The organism is Rossellomorea sp. y25 (genome assembly GCF_038049935.1).
GTDB lineage: Bacteria > Bacillota > Bacilli > Bacillales > Bacillaceae_B > Rossellomorea.
Window position 1 is genome coordinate 2,696,778 of record NZ_CP145886.1, and the last position, 26,543, is coordinate 2,723,320.

At 39.6% G+C, this 26,543-nt stretch carries 29 protein-coding genes; 6 read left to right on the forward strand and 23 right to left on the reverse strand.

The window, feature by feature from the left end:
- Nucleotides 1-300 precede the first annotated feature (300 nt).
- The gene (locus AAEM60_RS13570) at nucleotides 301-2,085 is read left to right on the forward strand and encodes a methyl-accepting chemotaxis protein (RefSeq protein ID WP_299737754.1); all 1,785 of its coding nucleotides are present in this window, start codon (nucleotides 301-303) and stop codon (nucleotides 2,083-2,085) included.
- Nucleotides 2,086-2,151: 66 nt separating this feature from the next.
- Here AAEM60_RS13570 and AAEM60_RS13575 read toward each other — a convergent pair whose 3' ends face one another.
- The gene (locus tag AAEM60_RS13575; protein WP_082051089.1) at nucleotides 2,152-2,292 is read right to left on the reverse strand and encodes a YjcZ family sporulation protein; all 141 of its coding nucleotides are present in this window, start codon (nucleotides 2,290-2,292) and stop codon (nucleotides 2,152-2,154) included.
- A gap of 164 nt (nucleotides 2,293-2,456) precedes the next feature.
- Between AAEM60_RS13575 and AAEM60_RS13580 the strand changes: the two genes are divergently transcribed.
- Nucleotides 2,457-3,038 (forward strand): DUF502 domain-containing protein, encoded by a 582-nt coding sequence (locus AAEM60_RS13580; protein WP_299737759.1) that lies wholly within the window; start codon nucleotides 2,457-2,459, stop codon nucleotides 3,036-3,038.
- Nucleotides 3,039-3,130: 92 nt separating this feature from the next.
- Here AAEM60_RS13580 and AAEM60_RS13585 read toward each other — a convergent pair whose 3' ends face one another.
- The 4 genes from AAEM60_RS13585 to rsgA all read right to left on the reverse strand — a co-directional run bounded on the left by AAEM60_RS13585 (nucleotide 3,131) and on the right by rsgA (nucleotide 5,989).
- Entirely contained in the window at nucleotides 3,131-3,631 is a 501-nt protein-coding gene (locus AAEM60_RS13585) for a PTS glucose transporter subunit IIA (protein WP_299737760.1), read from the reverse strand.
- Between the two features lie 108 nt (nucleotides 3,632-3,739).
- A complete protein-coding gene (gene msrB / locus AAEM60_RS13590; RefSeq protein ID WP_299737762.1) occupies nucleotides 3,740-4,162 on the reverse strand; it encodes a peptide-methionine (R)-S-oxide reductase MsrB in 423 nt (140 codons plus the stop codon).
- Entirely contained in the window at nucleotides 4,155-4,700 is a 546-nt protein-coding gene (gene msrA / locus AAEM60_RS13595; RefSeq protein ID WP_299737764.1) for a peptide-methionine (S)-S-oxide reductase MsrA, read from the reverse strand. Before msrA ends, msrB begins: the two co-directional genes overlap by 8 nt.
- 263 nt (nucleotides 4,701-4,963) lie before the next feature.
- Nucleotides 4,964-5,989 (reverse strand): ribosome small subunit-dependent GTPase A, encoded by a 1,026-nt coding sequence (gene rsgA, locus AAEM60_RS13600; RefSeq protein WP_299737766.1) that lies wholly within the window; start codon nucleotides 5,987-5,989, stop codon nucleotides 4,964-4,966.
- Nucleotides 5,990-6,322: 333 nt separating this feature from the next.
- Between rsgA and AAEM60_RS13605 the strand changes: the two genes are divergently transcribed.
- Nucleotides 6,323-7,063 (forward strand): DUF4397 domain-containing protein, encoded by a 741-nt coding sequence (locus AAEM60_RS13605; protein WP_299737768.1) that lies wholly within the window; start codon nucleotides 6,323-6,325, stop codon nucleotides 7,061-7,063.
- 76 nt (nucleotides 7,064-7,139) lie between these two features.
- On the opposite strand, the gene AAEM60_RS13610 is transcribed toward AAEM60_RS13605, so the two are convergent.
- The 3 genes from AAEM60_RS13610 to AAEM60_RS13620 all read right to left on the reverse strand — a co-directional run bounded on the left by AAEM60_RS13610 (nucleotide 7,140) and on the right by AAEM60_RS13620 (nucleotide 9,652).
- Nucleotides 7,140-7,727 (reverse strand): YpmS family protein, encoded by a 588-nt coding sequence (locus tag AAEM60_RS13610; protein ID WP_341356510.1) that lies wholly within the window; start codon nucleotides 7,725-7,727, stop codon nucleotides 7,140-7,142.
- A complete protein-coding gene (locus AAEM60_RS13615) occupies nucleotides 7,724-8,554 on the reverse strand; it encodes an SGNH/GDSL hydrolase family protein (protein WP_299737772.1) in 831 nt (276 codons plus the stop codon). The genes AAEM60_RS13610 and AAEM60_RS13615 overlap by 4 nt, the downstream gene beginning before the upstream one ends.
- A gap of 99 nt (nucleotides 8,555-8,653) precedes the next feature.
- Nucleotides 8,654-9,652, reverse strand: a complete 999-nt coding sequence (locus AAEM60_RS13620; RefSeq protein WP_341356511.1) for a nucleoside hydrolase — start codon at nucleotides 9,650-9,652, stop codon at nucleotides 8,654-8,656.
- Nucleotides 9,653-9,877: 225 nt separating this feature from the next.
- Here AAEM60_RS13620 and AAEM60_RS13625 point away from each other — a divergent pair, with 225 nt between their 5' ends.
- On the forward strand, nucleotides 9,878-10,363 hold the full coding sequence (locus AAEM60_RS13625; RefSeq protein ID WP_299737776.1) for a PCYCGC motif-containing (lipo)protein: 486 nt from the start codon (nucleotides 9,878-9,880) through the stop codon (nucleotides 10,361-10,363).
- A gap of 89 nt (nucleotides 10,364-10,452) precedes the next feature.
- On the opposite strand, the gene AAEM60_RS13630 is transcribed toward AAEM60_RS13625, so the two are convergent.
- The 3 genes from AAEM60_RS13630 to AAEM60_RS13640 form a co-directional block, all read right to left on the reverse strand.
- Nucleotides 10,453-11,295 (reverse strand): DegV family protein, encoded by an 843-nt coding sequence (locus tag AAEM60_RS13630; protein WP_299737778.1) that lies wholly within the window; start codon nucleotides 11,293-11,295, stop codon nucleotides 10,453-10,455.
- A 171-nt stretch (nucleotides 11,296-11,466) separates the two neighbouring features.
- Nucleotides 11,467-11,739, reverse strand: a complete 273-nt coding sequence (locus tag AAEM60_RS13635) for a DUF2535 family protein (protein WP_299737780.1) — start codon at nucleotides 11,737-11,739, stop codon at nucleotides 11,467-11,469.
- Between the two features lie 85 nt (nucleotides 11,740-11,824).
- A complete protein-coding gene (locus AAEM60_RS13640; RefSeq protein WP_299737782.1) occupies nucleotides 11,825-12,478 on the reverse strand; it encodes an SOS response-associated peptidase in 654 nt (217 codons plus the stop codon).
- Nucleotides 12,479-12,670: 192 nt separating this feature from the next.
- Between AAEM60_RS13640 and AAEM60_RS13645 the strand changes: the two genes are divergently transcribed.
- On the forward strand, nucleotides 12,671-13,309 hold the full coding sequence (locus tag AAEM60_RS13645; protein WP_299737784.1) for a hemolysin III family protein: 639 nt from the start codon (nucleotides 12,671-12,673) through the stop codon (nucleotides 13,307-13,309).
- A 71-nt stretch (nucleotides 13,310-13,380) separates the two neighbouring features.
- On the opposite strand, the gene AAEM60_RS13650 is transcribed toward AAEM60_RS13645, so the two are convergent.
- The 12 genes from AAEM60_RS13650 to AAEM60_RS13705 form a co-directional block, all read right to left on the reverse strand.
- Entirely contained in the window at nucleotides 13,381-13,866 is a 486-nt protein-coding gene (locus AAEM60_RS13650; protein WP_299737786.1) for a dihydrofolate reductase, read from the reverse strand.
- On the reverse strand, nucleotides 13,863-14,657 hold the full coding sequence (locus tag AAEM60_RS13655; RefSeq protein ID WP_299737788.1) for a thymidylate synthase: 795 nt from the start codon (nucleotides 14,655-14,657) through the stop codon (nucleotides 13,863-13,865). The genes AAEM60_RS13650 and AAEM60_RS13655 overlap by 4 nt, the downstream gene beginning before the upstream one ends.
- Nucleotides 14,658-14,679: 22 nt before the next feature.
- A complete protein-coding gene (locus AAEM60_RS13660) occupies nucleotides 14,680-15,369 on the reverse strand; it encodes a toxin (protein ID WP_299737789.1) in 690 nt (229 codons plus the stop codon).
- 219 nt (nucleotides 15,370-15,588) lie between these two features.
- Entirely contained in the window at nucleotides 15,589-16,179 is a 591-nt protein-coding gene (locus AAEM60_RS13665) for a YpjP family protein (RefSeq protein WP_299737791.1), read from the reverse strand.
- A gap of 756 nt (nucleotides 16,180-16,935) precedes the next feature.
- Nucleotides 16,936-17,721, reverse strand: a complete 786-nt coding sequence (locus AAEM60_RS13670; protein ID WP_341356512.1) for a class I SAM-dependent methyltransferase — start codon at nucleotides 17,719-17,721, stop codon at nucleotides 16,936-16,938.
- A 96-nt stretch (nucleotides 17,722-17,817) separates the two neighbouring features.
- Nucleotides 17,818-18,252, reverse strand: coding sequence for a BrxA/BrxB family bacilliredoxin (locus tag AAEM60_RS13675; protein WP_341356513.1), 435 nt, complete (start codon nucleotides 18,250-18,252; stop codon nucleotides 17,818-17,820).
- Nucleotides 18,253-18,275: 23 nt separating this feature from the next.
- On the reverse strand, nucleotides 18,276-19,403 hold the full coding sequence (locus tag AAEM60_RS13680; RefSeq protein ID WP_299737797.1) for a conserved virulence factor C family protein: 1,128 nt from the start codon (nucleotides 19,401-19,403) through the stop codon (nucleotides 18,276-18,278).
- A gap of 78 nt (nucleotides 19,404-19,481) precedes the next feature.
- Entirely contained in the window at nucleotides 19,482-21,368 is a 1,887-nt protein-coding gene (locus tag AAEM60_RS13685; RefSeq protein WP_341356514.1) for an ABC-F family ATP-binding cassette domain-containing protein, read from the reverse strand.
- Nucleotides 21,365-22,009 (reverse strand): HD domain-containing protein, encoded by a 645-nt coding sequence (locus tag AAEM60_RS13690; RefSeq protein ID WP_299737801.1) that lies wholly within the window; start codon nucleotides 22,007-22,009, stop codon nucleotides 21,365-21,367. Before AAEM60_RS13690 ends, AAEM60_RS13685 begins: the two co-directional genes overlap by 4 nt.
- 93 nt (nucleotides 22,010-22,102) lie before the next feature.
- Entirely contained in the window at nucleotides 22,103-22,966 is an 864-nt protein-coding gene (locus tag AAEM60_RS13695; RefSeq protein ID WP_299737803.1) for a DegV family protein, read from the reverse strand.
- Between the two features lie 45 nt (nucleotides 22,967-23,011).
- On the reverse strand, nucleotides 23,012-23,509 hold the full coding sequence (locus AAEM60_RS13700; protein WP_299737805.1) for a hypothetical protein: 498 nt from the start codon (nucleotides 23,507-23,509) through the stop codon (nucleotides 23,012-23,014).
- Between the two features lie 28 nt (nucleotides 23,510-23,537).
- Nucleotides 23,538-25,229 carry a formate--tetrahydrofolate ligase gene (locus tag AAEM60_RS13705; protein WP_341356515.1) on the reverse strand — a complete coding sequence of 564 codons (1,692 nt, stop codon included), beginning with the start codon at nucleotides 25,227-25,229 and terminating at the stop codon, nucleotides 23,538-23,540.
- A gap of 179 nt (nucleotides 25,230-25,408) precedes the next feature.
- Here AAEM60_RS13705 and AAEM60_RS13710 point away from each other — a divergent pair, with 179 nt between their 5' ends.
- A complete protein-coding gene (locus AAEM60_RS13710; RefSeq protein ID WP_299737808.1) occupies nucleotides 25,409-26,542 on the forward strand; it encodes a glycosyltransferase in 1,134 nt (377 codons plus the stop codon).
- Nucleotide 26,543 lies beyond the last annotated feature (1 nt).

Below are 26,543 nucleotides of genomic sequence, written 5' to 3' on the forward strand. Positions count from 1 at the left end.
TTCGCTCATCTGGTTGCACATAAAGATTTCCCTACCATTATTCATATGTATGAAAAGCGGAATCTTTCTTTCCTTTAAGAAAAAAGAATAATACAGATGAATTTTTGTTAAACGTCAAAGGCTTGGTAAAAAGTGATAGCTTTTTTTCTTTTAGCCATATTTTATTGGTTGAAATATACTAAAATTCTCAAAAATTCGACAAAAAGTTTATGGAGTGACTAGATAAATTAGGTCTATATGTATAAAATAATGGTAAGTTCATCCTTAGATGCTACTTTTTACTTATCTTCAGGAGGGGAAATGGTGAAGAAGACAAAAGAAAAACATACAAAAAGAAAGAGAATTAAGAAAGAAGGTTCTAGTAGAAGCAAAGGGGTCTTCTCTTATTTTCGGACAATCAGGGGAAAAGTGGTTCTGTCATTCGGGTTATTGACAATTGTCCTTTTAGTCCTTGCCTCTACCTCTTACTTCAATATGCTGAAGCTGGAAAAAGAAATCAACACGTTAATTACATACGATATGCAGGTTGATACAAAAGTAAAAGATCTATCAAAGGTATTAAATGAAATTGAAATTGGGGAACAAGGTTTTGTCATTACAGGGGCAACAGGATTTCTAGCACCCTATCAAAATGGTAAAGGTGAGGTAGAGAGTCATTTTGAAGAGTTGACTACTCTATTACAGGATGATCAGAAACAGCTTGATAAATTGGATAAGATCGAAGCTCAATATGGATTTTGGATGCAATTTGTTGATCGGGTAATCGAGACAAGAAAGGATAAAGGGCTCGAGGAAGCAGCTACCCTTGTTGAATCGGGTACTGGTAAGAAATACCTGGATGGAATCCGTTCATATGTAGATATGATCGTAGTCGACCAACAAAAAGATCTGAACAATCGTATTGAATCTCTAAATCAACAAGTTTACCTATCCAAGATCGTGACCATTGGCTTATCAGCATTCGCGGTTATATTAGCTATTTTCTTCGGAGTCATCTTATCTCATACAATTAAAATGAACACAAAGAAGATCAGTCGTTCTATTTTAGAAATTGCGAACGCAGGTGGAGATTTAACAAAACGAATTCATGTAAAATCCAAAGATGAGCTGGCAGACCTCGCATCTGATACGAATCAACTCATTGCAGGAATCGCGATCCTTGTGAAACAGGTTTCTGAAATGGCGGAAAACGTCTCAGCCAGCAGTCAGGAGCTTCTTGCTTCAGCCGAAGAAACGTCACGCACGATAACTTCCATTGCAGAAACATCTACCGAAATTGCGGCTGGAAGCGATCAGACAACAAGTCGAATGTCTACTTCATTAGACAAAATGAATAGCTTGGAAGAAGCCGCCCGTTTCTTATTCAATCAAGCAGAGATGGTAAAAGAAACCGCTCGTGATATGAGAGCAGTTGCTGAAAGGGGCGGAAAAACCGTTCAAGCTTCTTCATCAAAAATGCTGAGTATTGAAGAAACCATGTCCAATACAAGTGAAACCGTAGAAGCGTTAGGACAGCGTTCTTCACAAATTACGACCATTATCGGAACCATTACTGACATTGCAGAACAAACCAATCTACTTGCATTGAATGCAGCTATTGAAGCAGCACGCGCCGGGGAACATGGAAGAGGCTTTGCCGTGGTGGCGGATGAAGTCAGAAAACTCGCGGAACAATCCCGACAAGCGGCGAAAGGTGTAACCGAAATCGTACACAGTATTCAAGAAGAAGTGAATGTCATCATGAAACAGAACTCTGATGGAGTGAAAGAGGTAATCGCAGGGGTTGAAATGACAAATGAAACAAACGCCTCCCTTGAAGATATTCTAAGCCAAACTACTAAAACAACGGTTGTCGTGGAAGAAATGGTTGGTCATATCCAGGAAACCCTTAATCTCAGTCAGGAAGTCGCTACTTCATTTGCCCTGGTCAATGAAATTGCTGAAGCGACTGCTTCTAACACAGAAACCACTGCTGCTGCATCTGAGGAAGGATCAGCTGCGATGGAACAAGTAACAGCTAGCGCCTCAGAGCTTTCCCAACAAGCGGAAAAATTAAAAGAACTCATTTCAAGTTTTAAAATTTAAGACTAAAAGGGAGCTGTCGAAGTGACAGCTCCCTTTTATTTTCGTGATTCACTTCTAAACCATGAATCACTTCCCGCAGAAACAAACGGCTCCAATAATAATTAACAGGATGAATAACACAACTATCAACGCAAAATTATTGTAACCGGCAACTGGATAAGCATATCCACCTTGATAACATGGATCACAACCATAACCATAGTTCATACCTATCACTCCTCATGAAATATTTATTTACAATACACTGTATGTCATCTACCTAGAAAAGGTTTGTGTATTCGCCTATTTTATTTAGGGACACACCTTTTCTGCACTATAACCTTTCTATATAATAGGGGTAGGTTTTAACCGAAGATTGGAGAAGTGACAGCATGAAATGGTTTTTAAAGTCGTTTATTAATGGTGTTCTTACAATAGTCCCAATTGGCCTGGTCGCCTATGTTGTATATAAAATGTTTCTATTTCTAGACGGTTTATTAGGCAATGTATTAAAACCATACCTCGATGAAAATTATATTCCTGGTATCGGACTTTTCGCCACCATCATTCTCTTGACCGTTCTTGGCTGGCTATCAACCAAGTTTTTCACAGGTACGATCATTCGAATAGTAGACGTTCTATTACACAAGATCCCCTTTGTCAAAACGATTTACTCGGTAATAAAGGATACCATCCACTCCTTCTTAGGAGAAAAGAAATCCTTTTCCAAAGTGGCACTCATCAAAATGCCTGGCACAACGATGAAATGCATGGGCTTTATCACAACAGAGAACCTTGCAGACCTGCATAATGACCTGCAAGATCACGTTGCAGTATACGTACCCCAAACCTTCCAAGTAGCCGGAGTCACTTTTTTGATTCCTAAAACTGATATTGAAATACTTGATATTAAATCTGAAGAAGCGATGAAGTTTATCTTGTCGGGTGGAATGACGACGAAGAAGGAGAAATAGCTGTTAAGCTGATTAGATAAGAACGTTATCAGGTCCGGATGTCCATTCCTCAAAAAAGAGACCGGCAAACATGCCGGTCTCTTCATGCTTCATTATTTAGATGAAATCTCTAATACCTCATCTTGTCCTGCTATCACAGAAGTTAACTCTTTTTTTACGAGCTCATCCATGTCATCGCCGTTTGTTAAGATGATTGGCGTGATGGTACTTTTTGCTTTTTCTTTCACTAGATTTAAGTCAAACGTAATTAATGGATCTCCCATACTCACTTTTGACCCTTCTGAAACATGTGCTTCAAAGCCTTCACCGTTCATTGATACTGTTTCAAGACCGATGTGGATAAGAATTTCAGCACCGTTTTTCGCTTTGATACCCACTGCGTGCTTTGTTGGGAAAAGCTGCATGATTTCGCCGTCTACAGGTGAAACGACTTTACCTTCTGTCGGGTCGATTGCAATTCCATCTCCCATCATCTTCTGAGAAAAAACCGGGTCTGGAACATCTTCAAGTGATTTTAATGTACCCGTTAAAGGTGCAACTGCATTAACGGTTTTAGGCGCTTCTTCTTTTTTTCCAAAAAGCTTCTTTAACATAATCATTCACCTTCCTAATTATATTTTATATACACATATGTAGCTCATTGTAAACATGAGAAGTCTATTTTAGCACATATGTGAAGGGTTTCACAACAATTCATTATTTTAAAATATTTTTTTGTACTTCCCATATCCTTCTTCTTCGAGCTTTTCTACCGGGACGAATCGTAAAGCTGCTGAATTGATGCAGTACCGGAGCTTCGTTGGTCCAGGTCCATCATTAAATACATGACCCAGGTGAGAGTCTGCTTCCGTACTTCTCACTTCCGTTCTCACCATAAAATGACTTCGATCTTCTTTTTCTGAAATTTCCTCTTCATCAATTGGCTTCGTGAAACTTGGCCAGCCACAACCGGCATCATACTTGTCTTTAGAGCTAAAGAGCGGTTTACCTGATACGATATCTACATAGATTCCATCTTCGAACGTATTCCAATACTCATTTCTAAATGGTGGCTCTGTCCCGTTGTTTTGCGTGACATCATATTGTTCAGGAGTTAACTTTTTCGTTAAATCTTCTTTACTCATTCTTTTCCCCCCAATGATTTTCAATAAACGCTACTCTTCCAGATCCTCTGCTGTATCGATTATAATGGGCAGGGTTCTTTTTGTAATAATCCTGATGATACTCCTCTGCAGGATAAAATTTATCCGCAGGTAAAATCTGTGTTGCAATCGGCTTTTGAAACTTACCTGATTCTGCAAGCTCCTTTTTAGATTTCTCTGCCATCCTCTTTTGCTCTTCGTTATGGTAGAAAATCACCGTTTTATACGAATGTCCACGGTCAAAGAATTGCCCACCGGGATCGGTTGGGTCGATTTGTTGCCAATACACTTCTAATAGTTTCTCGTAAGGAAACAGGGAAGCATCGTATTCAATTTGAACGGCCTCATAGTGACCTGTCGTTTCAGAGCATACTTCTTTATAGGTTGGATTCGGAACGGTTCCTCCCGTATAACCTGATATGACACTACCGATTCCGGGCTGTTCATCGAACGGTTTTACCATACACCAAAAACAACCACCAGCAAATGTAGCTTTCTGATATTTCGAAGCTTCTGACATGCTCATCATCCTTTCCACTTCATTCTCTTTCACTATTCCCTTTGTATGAGATTTTAACGCATTTAAGTTATAAAGGTAAAATTTAAAGCTTGTTCAATTGCTTAAGAAATACAAACATAGCTGTTTCCTTAGACGTTGTTGGAATTTAATCAGGAGGGAGGGAGGTGGTTGATTTCACAACATCTACCTAAAAAACAACATTTTATTAAAAAGAACTTTAGAAATAAAAAAAAGGATTGACCCCGGGGTCAATCCTTAATCCATTATTTAAGTTTTCTTTGTTTACCGATATTCTTCCACTTCTTACGTTCCAAAGATTCCAATCGCTTATTCCCTTTTCTCTCCATGTAGGCGATTTCCCTTTGCAATTTCTGATAATGTTCAAATCGTTCCTCGGAAAGGGAATCCTCGGCAATCGCTTCTCTAATCTTGCAACCAGGTTCATCCACATGACGGCAATCGGTGAATCGGCATTGCAGTGCCAACTCCTCGATCTCGTTATATTGCGTGGATAATCCTTCTTGCCCCTGCCAAAGTTGGATTTCTCTCATGCCTGGCGTATCAATGATGGAAGAACCATTGCCCAATAAGAATAACTCTCTATGTGTTGTCGTATGGCGCCCCTTATCATCGGATTCCCTAATTTGTTTCGTCTTCTGGACGTCGTCTCCTACTAAGAGGTTGGTTAGGGTGGACTTACCCACTCCTGAAGAACCGACAAGGGCGACCGTTTTCCCCTTTTCCAGATAGGGCTGCAGTTCCTCAATTCCCTCATGATTTACAGAACTTATGGCTAATACTTTAACCCCCAGCAATTTGCTTTCAACTTCTCTCTTTTTCTCTTCAATATCCTCACATGTATCAGATTTGGTAAGAACGACAACGGGATTTGCCCCGCTTTCCCAACATAGAAGTAAATATCTCTCCACCCGTTTACTGTTTAAATCATCATTTAACGAAGAAAGAATGAAAACGGTATCTATATTCGTGGCAATGATTTGCTCTTCCGCTTCTTCTCCTGCTTTTTTTCTTGAAAATTTACTTGTTCTCGTCAGGACCTTTTCAATGATTGCTCCTTCTTCGCTCAGGAGAACCCAATCACCTACTGCTGGAAGATCTTCACGTTTAACCGTTTGGAACCTGAGCTTCCCGGATATTTTACTTAATAGATCTCCTGTTTTGGTCATAACCATGAAGGCACCCTTCTGCTCGGTCACAACTCTTCCTAACATATATCCTTCTTCCTCAAAGTGTTTCATCATTTCAAATACTTCTTCTCTATTATTCAATTCAGTTCCTCCCAAAATTAAAAAAATCCGATGCGCAGTTCTGCACGCCAACGGATTTTTTCAAGATTGAAAGAATGAAAAAAATCAGATTATCCCGTTAAAAGTGAGTTGACGCGCAGAACCATTTTGAAGCGTATTTAGTTTACTTGTATAACAAATCAATAATAAGTTCATATGTCATCACCCACTTTCTCAATTATTAATTTAATTATCCATTATTTTCTTCTATAACGCAAGAAATATTTCTGATTTATTCAAAAAATAGGTTCTTTCACCATTTTTTTCTCTTCCGCATAATCTATTGTGTTAATAAAGAAAAAGGAGAGATAACGGATGAGCCAACACGATTATTTGAATAAAGCAGCGATGTATGACTTATTATCCGATTATTATAAATACTCAGATCCATCCATGCATATTCATTACTATCAAAAACATTTAAAATACATGAGGCTGGCTTTGCAAGCACAGCGCGCTGATATGACTACATCCACCCAGCCTTCGTATGTTCGCGTATTACATGCAGTACCTGATGCACCTAATGTAGATGTGTATGTAAATGCAAAACGCGTTTTACGAGATGTGGCCTTTAAAGATGTAAGTGACTATTTAACATTACCGGCTGGTAAATATCATATTGATGTTTATCCAGCCGGTACAAGTGTGACGACTGTAATAAGTAAAAAAGTGAAAATTGATCCAGGTAAGATTTATACACTTGCAGCTGTAGGTACCCTTAATAAACTGCAACTGTTGCCATTTATTGATGATCCAACGGTTCCAAATGGGGAAACAAAGGTCAAATTCATTCATCTTTCGCCAGACGCACCTGCAGTTGATATTGCAGTAAAAGGCGGAGATGTTGTTTTTCCAAATGTCTCCTTCAAACAAGCTACTGAATACCTTGGATTAACTCCAATGACGGTCAATCTTGAGGCAAGGGTGGCAGGAAGCAAAAACAGCGTCCTGAGTATCCCAAATGTAAAATTAAACCCTAATCAAGCATACACTATAGTAGCTGTTGGATTAGCCAACGGAACACCGCAGCTTGAGGCCATACTATTAAAAGGGTAATAATATCCATCTTTCGGGTTCAATCACTGATTGTCTCGTAAGAAAAAGGTGGCTTCCAATAGGAGGCCACCTTCCTTTATTGAGCACGGTCCACAGGGACTAATAATCGGAAAGAAATAGTATCATCCTTCAGATTAAATTCATTTGCTCTTACTTTTATATCACTTTTCAGTTCCATTTCCTGTAATGAAACGTATATTAATTCATCATTGGGTTGAATTTTCACCCAGTCTGGAAAGTTATATGAATCTCTCATCACTTTCATTACATAGGAAACCGGCAGATTCAGTGATCCTACAGAGATTGATTTCTGTTTCAATAAAATATCTCCATTTTCTAATGCTTTTGGTTCGAAATCCAATTTAAAATCAATGTTTGAAGTGAAAACGGGTACAGACCCTTTTAATTCCACATCATCTTTTAATTGAACATTATAATCAACAGGTCCCTTCATTCCTTCTTTTTCAATATAATGCTCAATAATGAGATTAAGATCTTTCTTATTAGTATTAACGTTAAATCCTACTTCCTGGTTGGGATTTTCGTTGTTCTTAGGCAATGTATCGTCTTTTATCGGCATAAAGATCATTGAAAAAATGATGGCTAATCCTATTAATATCACACCTAAAAGAACAAAAAAACCAACCTTCCATTTGTTCTTCATGACGGCTGCTCCTCTTCCTCTACAGAATCTGTTCTATCTGTCAATGTTGCTAATGTTTTCCCGTTTGTCAGGTTTATAAACATACGATCTGCTATCATTTTATATCCTTCATCATTTGGATGAAAGTAGTCTTCATATAACAAAGTATCACCTGCATCAATAAATAAGTCCTCTATCTTAACGAATAAGGTTTTATCATAATCTGAAAGAACCTCCTGGCTGGCATCATTCCAATCATGAATCACCTGGTTGACTTCTTCTATATCAGAAAACCATGTATTAAATGGATTATATAACCCTGTAAGAACGATTCCTGCATTTGGGTTATAGCTCCTGATCGTCTCGATAATCTCTTGTAACCGCAATTGGTATTGTCGTTTCTCTTCTTGAAACACATCTAACTTCAAGTGTGATAAATTTTCACGGAAAATTTTCATAACATCGTTTCCGCCAATCGTGATCATGACTAAATCGGATTGTTCAATCGATTCTTTCACATCTTCCTTTTTCAATCTTTTTAATAATTGGTCGGTACGGTTCCCTCTTACCCCGTAGTTATGAAATTGGGCGTCTTTTACTCCATCTAATGATTCCAGATGTTCCTCTAAGTAAGGTACATATCCACCTTTTTTCGTACTGTCTCCTACACCTTGAGTTAGTGAATCTCCCACGGAAACAACTTTTAAATTTTGCGGTATGAAGGTTTCGTTCGGATTATCTTTATCCCACATGGATACTTCTCTTGTAATATGCTTAGCAGCATCTTCTAACGAACAGCCTGACAGGAAAAAAACAAAAGCAAGCATGAGAATCGTTAATTTTTTCATATACGTCACCTCGCTTGCACTTTAATATTATTATATCACGCTTGTTTAGTCATGAAACCTTTGTAAACAAAACATTATCAACATGTAAATTCATGTGACTCATTTGTCTTCTTTAATGAACTGACGGCTGGAACCTGATTTGAATGTAGCGAATACTTCTGTTATAAACTGTCCATAGTTGAACTGCTTCGCGATTTTATGAACCCGCCATGGTGCTTTTTCCTTTGATTGTCTAAAATCTCCTATGCTCTGACCAAAAGTACATCCCGTATTGACGGCAACCCGGATAGGTACCTCTTCAAATATCATTTTTTCCCCATCGGCAAGAGCCCATATAACCAATAGATCGTGCAGGGGACTCCCGGATATATCAGGGTAAGTCTTCTTGTAGAAGTCATAATAATAATCCACCATCGGCTTAATGATCTGCCCGACTTTGTCATTTGATTTTAAATAATATTCATGAAGGGAATCAATCATGGAAGGTGTTATGAGTGCATACATCGTTACATCTAAAGGAATGAGGTGGATTTTTTTGGGTGCGAGTTGAATCAGGATATTCGCTGCATAAGGATCTCCAAAAAAATTCGCTTCTGCAGTCGGGGTTACATTTCCTGGTACGTGAAATGCCCCTCCCATTACATAGAATTCTTTCACTTTTTTCATTGTTTCTGGATATAGGACAAAGGCTGTTGCTAAGGAAGTTAAACGTCCGGCAGAGAATATAATTAATTCTCCTGCATACTTATCAATTAGTGCATTGATTTCATAGAAATTCTCACTGATTTCATAGCTATCAAGTTCTATTTGTTCAGGGATGATGGGTCCTAACCCGGATATCCCATGAACCTCGGGATAGAATTGAGGTTGTGCACCGGTTAAAGCAGAGACCGCTCCCCCGATGACAGGGATATCGGTTATCCCGGTGAGGCCTTGAAGGTATTTGACGTTATTCAACGCACTCTCTTTAGAGACATTTCCATAGTCAGAAACAATTCCTACTATTTCAATCGTATCACTATAGTAAGCATACAATACAGCGACAATATCATCGATTCCAAAGTCTGAAATCACCAATACCTTCTTCTTATCATACAAATTCGGACACTTCCTTTCATTTATTTACTGCATAGGAAGAATCGTCATGCCATTTGACCAATACCTTGAAGAGTAGACTGAGCTTTCTTACCTATTATATTTCTATGATATGATTGATTTGGTTATGAGGACGCAAGAAGATACATAAAATCTTCAAGAAATGGTACGTACCTGCTTTTTAAAAATGGTACAATACATGTACAAACTAATAGGAAAGGTGAACGTATGAAGAAAAATCTCTTATTATATTTCACACTTGTTATAGGTTTATTAGGCATTATCACCGGTTGTTCAAGTAATCAGGAAGAGGAAGCTCACCATGATCATACAGCCGCTAATGGAGATATCCGTGAAGAAACCGCTTCTGTTGATACACTTCCCTCTTTCCTTAACGATAAAGATGACAATATGAAGCTTATTTATTCTTCGGCTGCTAAAAATCCTGAGCTGTTACAATATATCCCTTGTTATTGCGGTTGCGGTGATTCAGCTGGACATGAGAGCAACCTGAATTGCTTTGTTTACGAAATAAAAGGTGAAAAAGTGGTTTGGGATGATCACGGTACAAGATGTCAGGTATGTTTGGAAATTGCGGCAGAGTCCATTGTGAAATACAAGAATGGTGAGTCCATCAAACAAATTAGGAACTTTATTGATGAACAATATAAAGAAGGGTACGCTAAGCCTACTCCGACGCCGATGCCCTCATGATGAATACAGACAGGAGAATCTTCTGCTGTCTTTTTTTTTATATAAAAAAAGACGAAAGGAAAAATCCCCTTTCGTCTTATCGTAATAAATCAATCCGTGTAATACATAAATCCTATTGCACCAATTCCAGTGTGCGTACTGATGATTGGTGTTGTCGGAACGATATCGATTTGGTCGTAACCTGTTTTTTCAATGATCTTAGCCTTAAGATTTTGAGCCAGCTCCAGTCCATCTGCATGAACAAGTCCTACACCCCGTATCGTTTTGCCTTTAACGTCTTCCAAGAAATGTGTTGTTAAGTATTTGACCACTTGTGTATGGCTACGGACCTTGGCTACGGGAGTATACTCGCCACCTTCTAAAGAAGCGATAGGTTTAATGTTAAGCAAGGAACCAATCATTGCCCGTCCCTTTCCGATTCTTCCGCCTTTTGCCAGGTTTTCAAGTGTATCAACAACAACAAATAAATTTGTATTTTGACGAATTTCTTCTATGGCTCCAAGGATTTCTTCAAGGGATTTACCTTCTTTTGCAAGCTTTGCAGCTTCAATTACCTGGAAAGCCAGTCCTTTGGAAATGAAACGTGAATCCACAACTGTAACATCTGATGAAGACATTTCAGCAGCCGATTCCGCTGAGCGGACAGTTCCACTCATTCCACCTGTCATATGTATGGACAAAACTTTCGAACCATCTTTTCCTAGTTCATCATAAAGTTCAACGAATGTTCCTGCTGGTGGCTGCGAACTTTTGGGTAATTCCTTTGAAGCTTTCATTTTCTCAAGAAAGCTTAGAGGCGAAAGATCAACTCTATCTAAGTACGTTTCTCCATCGATTGAAATGGATAGAGGAACTACATGAATATCAAGTTCTTTTACGACCTCATCGGATAAATCCACCGTCGAGTCTGTTACAATATTTATTTTGGTCATTTTTGCCACATCCTATCTCCCATATCAATAGTATTATATCGTTAAATGCTACGGATTTAAATAGATAGCAGGGATTTCTTCACGTTGCAATCTATCTAGATGTTATAATTCCCAAATAAAAAGGAGAGGCCCAACGTAACCTTCACGCTAAAGGACCTGCCCCTTTTAGAATTATGCATTATTCTTTAACTCTTCTGATTGATAAATTTCTTCATACTCTGACCATTTCGTCGTTCTCTTTAAATATTCTCTAAAGCTGAAGATGGTCTTATGCCGATTCTGATTGACAATCTTTGAAATAAATTGATTCAGCCTAAGATTTACCCTTAGATAAAGTGGGCTATCTTCCTTCATGACAGGAACTTCCAAGATTTTGACCTTCCGTCCATCCGTTGATTTGAACTCAATGGTTTTTGTCAGCAAAGTATCAATCCTCTTTTTCACCCGTTTATACTCTTATTATACCCCATTTCACGGCGCATAAAATGTCTAATCATGCAAAAATACTAATATTTTTTCTAAAGATCTCTTAAGAAACAGGCAGTATGCATTCAACCGAATCGTGTTTGGGTGAATTAACGAAATTGGATACCTGGTACCCTTTCATTCCGTCTTTCTGAAGCGGTTTTAAAACCGAGGACGCTTCCTCAAATGAATAATCGTCCGTATTCAGCCATTTTTCAATGGCCTCACGATTCGTGAGTATAACAGGCATTCGTTCATGAACCGGTTTTACAAGTGAGTTAGCTTCTGTTGTAAGAATCGTAGAGGTTGCCCCCTCCCCATTACGATCCCATAACCCGGCAAATACAAATGGCTCATCCTCTTTTAATTGAAATCTCACAGGAACCTTTTGTGTGTTCTCCTTCTTCCATTCATAGAAACCATCTGCAAATATCACCATTCTTTTCGAATGGACAAGGGATTTGAAGCTGGGTTTCTCCAATAAGGTTTCACTGCGGGCATTGATCAACGGTTTCCACTTCTTCCGTTCTGCCCAATGAGGAACGAGCCCCCACGTTATCTCTCCCGCTCTGCGCTTGCCCTTATGTGATATAAGGGAAAGAACTTTTTGTGATGGGGCAATATTGTATCGAGGCTGCCATTCTTCAAGGAATTCATCAATTAAGTATTGTCTTACTAATTCTTCTAAAGGAGTCGTTAAGGAAAACCTACCGCACACCACTGTCACCTCATTCGTTTCTTTACTTAGGAATATACATCATAATGAGAAGAATTTCTAATCCAAAAGGCGCACTTTAATCCTTTACTATGTTAATGATTGCACAATGACGATAAGAGGATTATCATAAATATATACATTGTTGACTCATTGAGCGTTCAATGAGGGCATTATAGAAAGGATGAGACTTCTTTGACATATGATTTCGATTTTTCCAATTGGAAAGAAGAAGTTGCAAACGCCATTACCCACGGAATCGGATTAATTTTGAGCATACCCGCTTTAGTGATGTTAATCATATTCGCCGTACATGAAGGATCCGCCTGGCATATTGTGAGCTTCTCTATCTTCGGTTCCTCAATGATTCTTCTATACTTATTTTCAACCTTGTTACACAGCTTTAAGCCTTCAAAAGTAAAGAATCTATTTGCCATTTTAGATCATTCGGCTATTTATATCCTGATCGCCGGAACCTATACTCCATTTATGCTAATCAGTGTGAGAGGTGCATTGGGATGGACATTGTTTGGGATTGTCTGGGGACTCGCCATTGTAGGAATTGTATTTAAATGCTACTTTGTTCAACGTTTCCAGGTCGTTTCCACCTTCTTTTACCTTGTGATGGGCTGGCTTGTCATCATTGCCATAAAACCATTATATGCCAGTCTTACCGGTGCCGGATTCGGACTGTTGCTGGCAGGCGGAATCATGTATTCCATCGGAGCCATTTTCTACGTGTGGAACAAACTGCCTTACAATCACGCGATCTGGCATCTTTTCGTATTGGCAGGAAGCAGCTTTATGTATTTCTGTATCTTGTTTTACGTTTAAGTATGGTTATGTTTTTCAATAAAAGGGTACTGCCGGGATATCCCGGCAGTACCCTTTTATTATCTTCTCATCTATTTACGTACATATACCTTAAATTCATAGTCGTAAGGATTTTTCTCATCCTTCAATCCTTTAACAGATGAGACACAAGTGAAATTCTCCCATGGGATGGAAGGCATGGTCGTGTCGCCTTCAAATTCATGATGAATCTCTGTTACATACAACTTATCTACATGAGGGATGAACTGCTTGTACACTTCTCTTCCGCCCATAATAAAGGTTTCAGAGTCCCTTCCTTCTGCCCATTCCAGGATATCCTCTACAGAATGCAGGACGAGACAGCCTTCCGGTTGAAAGCTTGTATTTCTTGTAAGAATGACATTCTCCCTTTTTGGTAACGGCATACCGATGGAATCAAACGTTTTTCTTCCCATGACGATTCCATGTCCATTTGTCGTTTTCTTGAAGTATTTCAGATCTTCAGGAAGCCTCCATGGCAATCCATTGTCTTTCCCAATTAGTTGATTCTGATCCATTGCCCAAATAAAAGAGATCATACACTCACGGCTCCTTTAATATGTGGATGTGGATCATATTCTTCAAGGGTGAAATCTTCAAACTTAAATCCAAAAATATCCTTCACTTCTGGATTAATAGATAATGATGGTAATGATCTAGGTTCTCTGGAAAGCTGTAAGTTCACTTGATCAAGGTGATTCTGATAGATATGTACATCACCGAAAGTATGAACGAACTCTCCAGCTTCCAGATCACATACCTGGGCTACCATCATTGTTAATAGAGCGTATGAAGCTATATTAAAAGGAACGCCGAGGAAAACATCAGCGGAACGTTGGTATAGCTGACAGGATAATTTGCCATCGGCTACATAGAACTGGAATAAGCAGTGGCAAGGAGGCAAAGCCATATGATCTACATCCGCAACATTCCACGCACTTACGATCATTCTTCTGGAATCTGGATTGTTTTTAATCGTATCAATCAGATTCGTAATTTGGTCAATCGTTTCACCATTCGCTCCTGACCACGATCTCCATTGATGACCATATACAGGACCTAACTCTCCGTTTTCATCGGCCCATTCATTCCAAATTCGGACTCCGTGTTCTTGAAGATATTCAACGTTCGTATCCCCTTTTAAAAACCAAAGGAGTTCATGGATAATGGATTTCACATGCAGTTTTTTAGTCGTAAGAAGAGGGAAACCTTCCTTTAGATCAAAACGCATTTGATAACCGAACGTGCTCATCGTGCCTGTACCTGTTCGATCTTCTTTCTTCGTGCCATTTTCAAGAACATGTTTGCACAAATCTAAATATTGCTTCACACTGACCACACCTTTTAAAAGTTTATAGTTCTTTAAAAAATTGATATGTTGCTGGTGCCTTCTTCTTTAGAAGATTTCTAGTTTCTGAGTTTAAATAATACATGGCAAATGTTTCTGCAAAATATTCTTCTTTGTATTGAAGAAAATAGGGTTCGTTCGGGAATACCCGTGGAGCTTCTCTCTTCCAAAGAGGCAAGAATTCGAGCTCATAATAAAGGTCCGTTAAGACATAACGATCAATACTGTGGGCGAGTTCATGCAATTCTAAATTAAACGAATTATGCCCCTTCCCTTTCTCACTGTGACCAATTTTGACTAAAACTAGCTTCGATCCACCAATTCCAGGAACGTCATCCCACGTGATACTTTTATTAGTGTACCCTCTTGGGGTAACTCCTTTCAAGTGACTTGTGGTAGAAAAATCGGTTAATTTTTTTACAAACAGCCTTATTTTAATATCCTGTGAATTCGTAGACTCTAAAAGTGGGGTTGGAATCCGATCTAATCTCTCAATCATTTCCATTGCAGTTGCTTTATCATAGGTTGATTGGGGCAACAGGACCATATTTTCTAACTCTTTACTGGATTGAAGTTGTAATTGTGTTTTAAGAGGAGAATGCTTTAAGAGGGTTCCACTGTAGTCGGCTTTTGAGTTGGTCCACAGAATGACCAGAGTAACCGAAATAGCGAGGATGATGAATATACGCTTCACTTATTGTCCCTCCTTTCTTCTAAGGAAAGTATTATGATGTTATTACTATTTTAACATAATGATAGAGTTGTTTTTAGGAGAGATTGTTTCCAATAACTAAAGCGGAGGCGGCTCGTTCTGCCCCGACAAGCATAAGGCATACCTGCCATTCAATTTGACACAAAAAAGCAAGCACGCATAATTCACGCACTTGCCTTTATTCTAATATGGACGTTGAAATCAGGAGACACTCATCCATTGTGGCGGAGTGTTTTTATCCCAATATATACTTCCTAAATCATGATGTGCCTGAAATTGATCATGCACTGTATGATAGTGAAAATTGAAGTAATAGCCATCTTTAGGCGGATGGTCTTTTCTTACATGAAACCGTATGACATCTTCACCAGAGCGTTGGTCATAAATATGAAAAATCTTTTCTGTTTTTGCATATTGGGGCACTTCTGAAATAGTAAGTGACGTTAAGTCTTCTTCTGGAAATTGAATAGCTGTATCAGCTATCGCCTTTTCGATTTTAGGAAGGATTAAAGACTTGAATTCGTCTTCAATAACTGGCCTGATCTTAGACCCGAACTTTTCATAAGCATTTTTCTCTGCTTGTACCATCATTATCCCTATGAAATCCTCCCGGGAAATGGAAGACTCCTCTTCCAGTACTTCCTCTGGAACAGATTCAACCGACGGAGGCTTTCCATTGCCTTTTGCCATAGTATGATTTTGTTCATTAAGAAAGGCTTGTGAAGGAGAAACAAGTCCAAAGGTTAGAATGGATAGCAGTATAAAAAACGACTTTTTGAGCCAGATTGACATAGATAACGTCCTTTCCTATGTATTACGTCTATTATTATACTATTTCTTACGGATAAAAAGTGAAAAAGGTTTCATTTTTTTGTAGGATATAAAAATCTTTATGTGGTAGTATATTAAAGAGGATACTTTGTAAGGAGGATAACTAGATGGATACAGGACTTATGATCAATATTGGATACTTACTTCTATTAGGTTATTTCGTTGTACTAGGATTTACTGATTAATACTTAGATGATTAGACAGGCTTAAGATGCCTGTCTATTTTATTGTTTAAAAAAGGTTATTTTCACAAGGCTCTCTTCGTAAAGTTTGTTGCTATTGTAGAGGAGAAAGTAATAGTTGATTTCCGCTCCAGGATGCTCGCTTTCCGCGGGGCTGGCGGTGAGCCTCCTTCCGCTCCAATCAACTTTCTGAGCATGTATCCTTAATAGAAATCCATAAAAAACAAGAAATTTGTCAATCATCCTCATTAAGGTGAGGAGGTATTGATTTTTTTAAGGAAGAAAAATATTTTTTCTAGTTACATTGTTTTTTGCACACCTTTAAGATCTGTCACAAAAATTCTGTAACGATGGTGAGGGGAACTGCGTAGACTCCTGCGCAATGCTGGCGTGCCGAGACCCCGTTAGGCTAAGCTGAGGAGGCTGGGCGAACGTTCGGGGAAAGCGGAGCAGTTCCCCGAACCATCCAGCACACACCAATTGACAGAGTCCTGCAGAGCTAGCAATCTTCGCGAAGAGAGACTAAATTAAAAGATTATACTCGAATGATTCCAAAGTGAAATTTGGCTGATGGTCTTTTGATCACGTCAAACCCCAGTTCTTTGAATAACGGTGACTGAAAGTGTTCTTTTAATACTACCCGCTTTTTGGCCACCCTTTTTGCTTCTTCTATTCCTTCTTTTGTTAAGCGTGTATAGCTGGCCCATTGGCGGATGGGGTTAATTCCATGAGAATCTGTTAAGGCTTCTTCAAACATCGGATCAAGGTAAACGACGTCGAATGCATTATTTGGAATACCCTTTAATACTTCCTGAAATTGTCCGTTGATGACGGTGATTCGATTCATTGCACTATTTAGTTCATTGAGTGGAGATACCCAGTCCTGAAGGCCGTGATGTAGGACATGAGAAATATACTTATTCGCTTCTACTCCGACTACTCTTCCCTTTTCGCCTACAATATGGCTGGCGATAATACTATCTGAAGCAAGACCCAGCGTACAGTCCAATAGACTCATACCCTCTTTAAGGTCACAAGCTTCTATGAGTGGATCGGTCTCCCCGCGCATGACTCTTTTGATTCTAAAGGAAGCGGAGTTGGGATGGAAAAAGAAAGGTTCGCTATTTTCTTCTCTTGTATGAAGTTCTAATCTCTCCTTTCCAATCACTAAACAGTCTTGCTCTTGCAGATTCATATGGTGTAAAATCGATCTCTTCTTTCTGGGGATATAGGGAATATCGAGTATCTCTGCTGTTTTATGTGCTTTTTCTATGACTTCCTGGTTCGCTCTCCCGCATGTTGTGACAAACACTATATACATTCTCCTTTAATGGTACCGTTTTACGGTTTTTCTTTCGTTTATTTATCCTACCATAAAAAGAAACGGATGACAGAGTCACCCGTTTCTTTTTGGTCTTTAGCAATTTTCGTTAAAAGCTGTGGATAAATTGGAAATAATCGATGAAATGTCATGATCTTCAATTTCTTCCCTCGGGATGAAATGAACGACTTTTTTTCCTTTAAGTAAAGCCATTGATGGAGAGGAAGGTTCGTACCCTTCGAAGTACTCTCTCATTTTGGCTGTTGCCTCTTTGTCTTGCCCAGCAAAGACAGTAATGAGGTGATCAGGTGTCTTTTCATTATTCATGACGGATTGCGTTGCAGCGGGTCTTGCAAGTCCCGCTGCACACCCGCATACAGAGTTAATAACGACCAGGGTTGTTCCATCTGCATTTTCCATATAATTCTCTACTTCTTCTTCTGTACCCAATTCTTTGAAGCCTGCTTGTGTAAGTTCTTGTCTCATCGGTTTAACTAACTGCCTCATATATTCTTCGTAAGCCATTGACATTTATAATCAACCCTTTCCCACTATTATTGTTGACGTGCTTCGGTCATCTGTTTCCAAACAGATCCTTTTGCTTCTTCGCCGCCCTCTATTCGTTCGATGGCCATTTTCACTTGAAGCTTCACTTCGAATTCTGGGTCATTTTCCGCTTCCCGTAAGCCAGGCAATGCAGATTCATCCCCTACTTCATAAATGAACATGGCAGCACGCCATCTCACAAGTTTACTCTTATCCTTTAAGGCTAGAATCATTTCCGGAGTGGCTTTTGCAAAACCTAAGTCCGAAAGGCAATCTCCAGCCGTTCTCCTTACTGTGACTGATTTATCATGTAACCCTTTATACAGCAAAGGAAGAACTTTTTCATCTTCAATCATTCCCAAATAGACAATAGCCAATCGGCGAATGGATACTTTCTCGTCCTCCAGGGCTTTCTCGAGCAGAGGCAGGTCATCTAAAGTCGGATCCTCCATCGCATCCAGCTTCTGATACCTTGTTTGCCAGTCCGGCGCTTCAAAGTCCGCGACACTTACCTTTTGCTTCTTCTTGTAAATGAGAGGTCCTTTGGAATCGGTTGTTTCCTGTGCTTCTTCTACAAGTGCTGCCAGCCTTTCAGAAGGATAGGCTGCAACTAGTTCTTCCGTCACATTGTTACCAATCTCATCTAAGTCTCCGTACCGAATACCGTAATCTTTCCACTTTCTGAGAAGGACGACATTATCTCCATCTTTTTGAGACTGACCGATTGCTTCCAGGAATGGGGCGGGAAGTGAAAATCGCTTCTCTTGTTCCCCGTCTGTCACCTTTACTTGCATCGGAATTCCCTTGAACATCTGCACGCTAACATTCACTTCACCAAAATGTTCTTCCATGGGAGATTCATTTTCCTGGTCCAGAGTATCTTCACCGAAAGCTTTTCTAACCTGTGGCAGAAGCTCCTGCCAATCGAATTTCGCATTTCGCTCAACGGCTAAGAAGTCGGCAACATGATAGACCCCTTTAATACCGTCTATGGCAAGGATATCTTTAATGACGGGAGGAGCCCCGTCCGCTTCATCTTTTTTATAATTATTGCTCTTCCCGGCTTTCATTTCCTGGTCAAGAAGAACTTTCATCGTATTAGGACTTGGAGTAGGTTCAATCGATACTATCCTCAAGCTTGATGCCCCTTTCTATAAACAGTTCTTATACCATCCATTCTAACATAGTATCCATGATGCCTTAAACGAAGAGACTTATTCAGCAAATTCGGAAAGGTATGTCCATCTTTCAATGAGCTTTTCCAATTGCTCGTTAAGATTTTGACTTTCGTTCATTAACTGCTGTGCTTTTTCAAAATCACTGCCGACCTTTTGCAGCTCAGCATCTGCTTCTTCTATCCTTTTTTCAATGTCGGCCATCTTATCTTCGATTTCGTCCCATTCCCTCTTCTCCATGTAAGAAAGCCTCTTTTTCTCTTTTTCCTTCTCTTCCTTCACGGGAGCAGATTCTTGCTTCTTGACCGGATCCTGCTTCTTACTTTTCGCTTCGCTCTTTTCCAGGTACTCAGTATATTCCCCAAAGTAAAAGTCGATTTGTCCATCTCCATTAAAGACCAGTAATTGCTCAGCTGTTTTATCTAGAAAGTAGCGGTCATGGGAAACGGTTATGACAACACCTGAAAATTCATTTATATAATCCTCCAGAACGGTGAGGGTTTCTGTATCTAAATCATTCGTCGGTTCATCAAGCAAAAGGACATTCGGTTTTGACATTAATAGCTTAAGCAAGAAGAGTCTTCGTTTTTCTCCTCCGGAAAGCTTGCGGATCAATGTACCATGCGTACTCATTGGAAATAGGAATCTTTCCAACATGGAAGTAACTGAGATTTGCTCCCCTTTATCCGTCGTTATATATTCTCCTGCTTCCCTTATATATTCGATCATTCGCATATTCTCATCAAGTTCTTCATGACCTTGAGTATAGTATGCGACCTTTACGGTTTGGCCTTTTAGTAAATCACCACTTGTAAGCTCATCGGTTCCGGCAAGAAGGTTAAGAAATGTTGATTTTCCGCTCCCGTTTTTACCTACGATTCCGATTCGGTCTTTAGGTTTAATAAGGAAAGAAAACTCATCTAAAATTCGCTTGTCTTCAAACATTTTTGAAGCATCCTTGAACTCAAACACTTGTTTACCTAGACGGTTTCCTCCGATTGCCATGTCAACCTGGCCGCCTGAGGGACCTGAAGACATCGTATCCTCTAAGTTTTCGAATCGTTGAATTCGAGCCTTTTGTTTAGTGGTTCTGGCTTTTGCTCCCCTTCTCATCCAGGCAAGCTCTCTTCGATAAAGATTTTGCTGCTTTTCGGATAATTGGCGTTCCACCTCTTCCCTGGAAGCCTTTGCCTCAATAAAAGAAGCATAATTTCCTTTGTAGGAGTAAAGGTTTCCTCCATCCAATTCGAAGATTCTGTTCGTTACCTTATCGAGGAAATAACGATCATGGGTCACGAGCAACACAGAGCCGTTATACTTTCCTAAATAATCTTCCAGCCATTTGATGGACTGGTAGTCTAAATGGTTGGTCGGTTCGTCCAGGATTAATAAGTCCGGTGTTTCGATCAGGACGCCCGCCAGCGCCACTCTCTTTTTTTGCCCACCTGACAGCTCGCTCATTTTCTTTGAAAAGTCGTGAATTCCCAGTTTTGTTAAAATGGATTTCGCATTTGCACTTGCATCCCATGCGTGAAGGATATCCATTTGCTTCTGAGCTTCAAATAAATCTTCTTGTATTCGAGGATTTTCTGAGTTGTTCTCCATTTCCATAAGGGCCATTTCATAATTCCGCATAGCCTGAATGATTTTTGCTTCACCACGAAACACTTGTTGTATCACGGTTAAATCCCCATCAAAAGCAGGCTCTTGCTGAAGGTAGGCAATATGATAATCGCCCGGCTTCGAAAGCTCTCCGGTATCATATTCTTCCATCCCTGCAATGAGTTTCAACAGGCTTGATTTACCCGTTCCATTCACCCCGATCAGTCCGACTCTTTCTTTCTCGGTAATCGAAAACGATATATCTTTAAATAGAGTTTTCTCTCCATACGTTTTAGAAAGATTCTCAGCTGTTAACATTCTCATTCTTGACCAGTCCATTCTTTATTAAATTGCTCTAAAAACCGCAGCATGAAAGCATGACGTTCCTCTGCCAGTTTCCTTCCCGTTTCCGTACACATTAAGTCTTTCAACTTCAATAACTTTTCATGAAAATGATGGATACTGGAACTATCCCCATTCCTGTACTCCTCCAGGGTCATATCCGACCTTACAATAGAATCGGGAGTGTAAATTGGTTGACCCTTCTTTCCACCATAAGCAAACGTTCTGGCAATCCCGATTGCACCAATGGCGTCCAGACGGTCTGCGTCCCGCACAATTCTTGCATCTAACGAGGTTAACTCTGCTTCATGACCACCTTTATAAGAAATAGAATAGATGATCGTTTTCAGTAATTCCTTTTCTTTTTCAGAAAGAGCAAGAAGGGATATGATGTGATCCAGCCTTTTCTTTCCCTCTTGCTTGTCTACAAACTTCTCATCCGGCACATCATGAAGCAAAGCGGCCAGCTCGATTATATATGTATTCGATACATTTTCTTCCCTTGCAATCATGAGTGCTGATTTTCGTACACGATCTAAATGATACCAATCATGGCCTGTAGATTCACCCAGGTACTCATGTTTTAAAAAATCCACACACTTGTCCAGTTCTTTTCGTTCCATGCACTCACCTTCTCTTCTATTGTACCAAATAATGCCCTCTCATCAGAATAAAAAGGAGTGGATGCATGATTCTTCACATCACTCCTTTCTCTCCTAATTCTCTTCGTTTTCTTCAAACCAGCTTATTCCGATTGTATTTGCGCCTGCATGAACCCCAATTACAGCCCCTAAAGGGTACGCCCCAAATTCTATCTCCGGGTACGTTTTTTTCAATTGGTCAATCCATTCTATTGCGTCTTTCCGATTTAATCCGTGTAATACAGACACTTTTGTTATTCTCTTAGCAGATAGGGCTTGATCTAACCGCTCGCTCATGCTGGTCAATCCTTTTTTAATACTTCTTACCTTGTCCTTTACTTCAAGTTTACCATTCTCTATCGCAAGCATAGGCTTTACATTAAGTACACTTCCGAGGAAGAAAGAAAGCCCACTCATCCGTCCACTTTTATGGAGTTGCTCTAAGCTGCCTACCATTACATAGGTTTCACAAGAAGTTATTCGTTTTTCAATGGCTTGTTTTATTTGTAACGGAGCTTTCCCTTCATGTTGTAAACTTTGACCGTATAGGATTAATTCCGTCAATGGATTGGAAATGACCTTCGAATCTATACAGATAATGTTTGGGAGTGTTTCCTTTAACAGCTCTGCAGCTTGATGGGCAGATGAATATGTACCGCTAAAATGTGAAGAGACATGGATCGAAAAGATATAATCATAGTCCTTGGATAATTCTTCAAACAACTCTTTAAACGTTCCGATTGAAGGTTGTGAAGTTTTCACCTCTACTTTTTCTTCTTTTAATTTGAAGAACAATTCTTCAGGAGTTAAGTCTACTCCGTCTTGATACTCCCTCTCCCCAAAGAGGATATTCATTGGAACGATATAGATGTGATTTTCTTTACTGCTTGAATGAGTCGGAACAAATGCTGTGCTATCTGTTATCCAGGCTATTCTCATTGTAAAAATCCCCTTTTTCTATATATTTATGAACTCTCTTTCATACTAGAAGTCTATTCGATCAAGTTGTTGTAACGTTTCTACTGAAAATGAAATCATTTGAAGAACATCATCAACCATTTCTTCTGTAATGACTCTTTTAAAAGTCAGATTCCCCTCGTAGGCAGGAGGGTTAAGAGAGGATATCACTTCTTTCCATTCCCACTTTTTATCCTTACCCCATGTTTCCTCAAGTAACTTACGGCTTTCCTTCAACTTTTCATCGCCTTTATAGACGATGAGGATATCTGCACCTGCTGTATTCTTTTCTGTCATCATCTTTCTCTCAGCCAGAAAGTGACCCATATCAGCTTTTAAATGAAATTCGATCGAAATGGATTTCTTGTAAGGTAAAGAATAGTGAATTTGATAACAACGTTCATAGTGAGCAAAGTCAAATAAATCCTTCCGGTCAAGGATTTGGATTTCCCCTGTCAAATCAAGATCATAGACAGCTCCCTCAAAGACTACCTTTAAGTTATCAAAGGCTGTTGGATCAAACATGTTTTCCTCTCCCTTCAAACCTCAATGACTAAAATAACCCTACAGCCCTGCCGTCATCATCCACATTCATTCCGAATGCTGCCGGATTTTTTGGCAGGCCAGGCATAGCCATTACTTCTCCTGTTAATGCAACTATAAATCCGGCTCCGATCTTCGGCTTAAGCTCTCGGATTGTGATTGTAAAATCTTCAGGACGCCCGAGTTTAGATGGATCATCTGATAAAGAATATTGGGTCTTGGCCATACAAACCGGCAGGCCCCCCCACCCTTGATCTTCAAACTGCTGGAGCTGCTTTCGTGCATTCACCGTGTAATCTACTTCTTTCGCTCCGTAAACCTTTTTCGCAATCGTTTCAATTTTAGATTGGAGTGAATCAGAAAGTTCATATAGACCAGAAAATTCCTTCGTGTTCCCTTCTATCTCATCCAATACCTTTTCGGCTAAGTCTCTTCCACCCTTTCCACCTTTTGCCCATACATCGGTTAGTGAAACTTGTACTCCCAGGTTTTCGCACCACTCTATAAGGGTCTGGATTTCGTCATCACTATCAGTCACAAATCGATTAACCGCAATCACATAAGGTACGTTGAAATGATCTAACGTTTCCATATGCTTCTTCAGATTAGATAATCCTTTTTGCAGAGCCTGAAGGTTTTCAGTTTGAAGATCACTTTTCCCTTGACCTCCATGCATCTTCAGAGCACGAATGGTGGCAACAAGCACGATGGCATCAGGGGCTATGTCTGCAGCTCGAGATTTGATATTCAGAAACTTCTCGGCTCCTAAATCAGCACCAAATCCAGATTCCGTTACAACATAATCAGCCAGCTTAAGAGCCGTTTTGGTCGCCATGACACTATTACACCCATGGGCAATGTTTGCGAATGGTCCGCCATGAATAAGAGCAGGAGAATGTTCAATCGTTTGAACGAGATTAGGTTTTAGGGCATCCTTTAACAGTAATGTCAGCGCACCTTCAACTCCTAAATCTTCGACGGTTACCGGTTGTTTTGAAAAGTTGTATGCGACAACCATCTGTCCAAGCCTTCTTCTTAATTCTTCAAGATTTTGAGATAAACAGAGAACAGCCATAATCTCAGACGCCACTGTAATATCAAATCCGTCTTCACGGGGAACACCTTGTACCGGTCCACCTAAACCAACGATGATTTGTCTAAGGGCACGGTCATTCATGTCCAGAGCCCGTTTCCATACGACCCTTCTTTGATCGATATTCAGTTCATTTCCCTGATGGATATGATTATCTACCAATGCGGCTAAAGCGTTATTCGCCGTCGTTATAGCGTGGATATCACCTGTGAAATGAAGGTTAATATCCTCCATGGGAAGAACTTGGGAATAACCTCCTCCTGTTGCTCCTCCTTTGATTCCCATCGTTGGACCTAGTGATGGTTCCCTCATGGCAATGATGGTGTTTCTATTTAACTGATTTAACGCATCTCCGAGGCCGACCGTAACCGTTGATTTGCCCTCGCCTGCTGGAGTTGGGTTAATCGAGGTTACAAGGATTAATTTCCCGTTGGAACGGTCTTGGAGTTTATGTATCGCTTCATAGGATATTTTCCCTTTGTATTTACCATAAAGCTCAATATCATCTTCTGTGAGACCGATTTTCTTCGCAATATTTAGTATCGGTTTCATAGTAGATTGTTGAGCAATCTCAATATCTGATTTCACTATTTTCTTGGTTGTTGTCACTTGAAATCACCTTCTAATTATGTGATGGGAATTTGGCCCTTGTTATAAATTTTACAAAAAATCTTATTTACTCATAAACTTCATTTACAATCCATTAGTAATCTTAAATTGTAGTGTTACTTAATTCTACACTATGTTTTATATCTCCACCATTATTGCCTTTTATAGGGGGAATAAGATTGCTGCAAGAAAAGTCGATTCTAATCTTGACCGCACGTTTTGGAGAAGGACATATTCAAACTGCTGAAACTCTGGCTCATACATTTAGGAGCCAGGGATATAAACGGGTGAATATCTGTGATCTATATGGAGAAGCCTACCCTGCCATGCACTCCCTGGCCCAGAATTTATTAAAAAAAGGATTTTCCAAATTCGGTACCCCTTTCTATAAAGCATTCTACTATGGAACAGATAAACTTTCCTCTAGAGGATTGAGCTACTTTTATCAGCATTTAGGAAAAAATCGACTAATGAAACTGGTTGAAACCCACTCACCGTCATGCATTATCACGACATTCCCACTTCATGCTGCACCATACCTGAGGCTTCGCTCAAGCTTGAACATACCTACATATACCGTCATTACAGACTACTGTGCTCATCCGTTGTGGATTCATCCCATGATCGAGAAATACTATGTGGCAACAGATCACGTAAAGAGGACGCTCATCTCTTACGGAGTAGAGACAGAGAAAATCTTCATTAGCGGTTTACCTATCCGTTCCAGCTTTCATCATACACTCAAAAAAAACTATAAAGAATTTGGACTTTCCCCAAAACGGAAGACCATCACCATTATGGGGGGAGGTCTAGGTTTGATTCCGAATATTGAACCGCTTTTATTGTCCCTATCCAAAGATCACAATCTTCAAGTAGCCGTTGTGTGCGGGAGGAACGATCAGCTATACAATCAGCTGGAAAAATTTAAATTCAACGATAACATCCACATTTTCGGATATATTTCCAAAGTGGAAAACCTTTTTTCCCTTACCGATTGTCTGATCACTAAGTCCGGTGCTTTATCATTGACGGAAGCCGCTTGTTTTAAATTGCCCATCATCATTTTTAAGCCCTCACCCGGCCAGGAAAATGAGAATGCCAATTATTTATTAAAAAGGACTGCAGCACTCACCTATTCGAATCAAACAGACTTTATGGAAAGCATTTATCGATGTCTCTATGATAAAAATACGATAGATTCATTATCGAAAAATGTATCCTCATTATTTAACAAGAATGCCTGTACCACGATTGTAGAGGATATTCTTCGACACGACCACAGGAAAAACACACTTGTTGAAGGGAGATTGTGAT

Coding starts and splice junctions, on each gene's coding strand:
- AAEM60_RS13675 (WP_341356513.1), bottom strand. CDS start 18,252: ATGTCAATGGCTTACGAAGAATATATGAGGCAGTTAGTTAAACCGATG.
- AAEM60_RS13630 (WP_299737778.1), bottom strand. CDS start 11,295: ATGACCAAAATAAATATTGTAACAGACTCGACGGTGGATTTATCCGAT.
- AAEM60_RS13665 (WP_299737791.1), bottom strand. CDS start 16,179: ATGTCAATCTGGCTCAAAAAGTCGTTTTTTATACTGCTATCCATTCTA.
- AAEM60_RS13605 (WP_299737768.1), top strand. CDS start 6,323: ATGAGCCAACACGATTATTTGAATAAAGCAGCGATGTATGACTTATTA.
- msrB (WP_299737762.1), bottom strand. CDS start 4,162: ATGAGTAAAGAAGATTTAACGAAAAAGTTAACTCCTGAACAATATGAT.
- AAEM60_RS13615 (WP_299737772.1), bottom strand. CDS start 8,554: ATGAAAAAATTAACGATTCTCATGCTTGCTTTTGTTTTTTTCCTGTCA.
- AAEM60_RS13670 (WP_341356512.1), bottom strand. CDS start 17,721: ATGTATATAGTGTTTGTCACAACATGCGGGAGAGCGAACCAGGAAGTC.
- AAEM60_RS13695 (WP_299737803.1), bottom strand. CDS start 22,966: ATGAGAATAGCCTGGATAACAGATAGCACAGCATTTGTTCCGACTCAT.
- AAEM60_RS13610 (WP_341356510.1), bottom strand. CDS start 7,727: ATGAAGAACAAATGGAAGGTTGGTTTTTTTGTTCTTTTAGGTGTGATA.
- AAEM60_RS13580 (WP_299737759.1), top strand. CDS start 2,457: ATGAAATGGTTTTTAAAGTCGTTTATTAATGGTGTTCTTACAATAGTC.
- AAEM60_RS13570 (WP_299737754.1), top strand. CDS start 301: ATGGTGAAGAAGACAAAAGAAAAACATACAAAAAGAAAGAGAATTAAG.
- AAEM60_RS13585 (WP_299737760.1), bottom strand. CDS start 3,631: ATGTTAAAGAAGCTTTTTGGAAAAAAAGAAGAAGCGCCTAAAACCGTT.
- msrA (WP_299737764.1), bottom strand. CDS start 4,700: ATGTCAGAAGCTTCGAAATATCAGAAAGCTACATTTGCTGGTGGTTGT.
- AAEM60_RS13700 (WP_299737805.1), bottom strand. CDS start 23,509: ATGTTTGATCCAACAGCCTTTGATAACTTAAAGGTAGTCTTTGAGGGA.
- AAEM60_RS13650 (WP_299737786.1), bottom strand. CDS start 13,866: ATGATCTCTTTTATTTGGGCAATGGATCAGAATCAACTAATTGGGAAA.
- AAEM60_RS13575 (WP_082051089.1), bottom strand. CDS start 2,292: ATGAACTATGGTTATGGTTGTGATCCATGTTATCAAGGTGGATATGCT.
- AAEM60_RS13690 (WP_299737801.1), bottom strand. CDS start 22,009: ATGGAACGAAAAGAACTGGACAAGTGTGTGGATTTTTTAAAACATGAG.
- AAEM60_RS13685 (WP_341356514.1), bottom strand. CDS start 21,368: ATGAGAATGTTAACAGCTGAGAATCTTTCTAAAACGTATGGAGAGAAA.
- AAEM60_RS13625 (WP_299737776.1), top strand. CDS start 9,878: ATGAAGAAAAATCTCTTATTATATTTCACACTTGTTATAGGTTTATTA.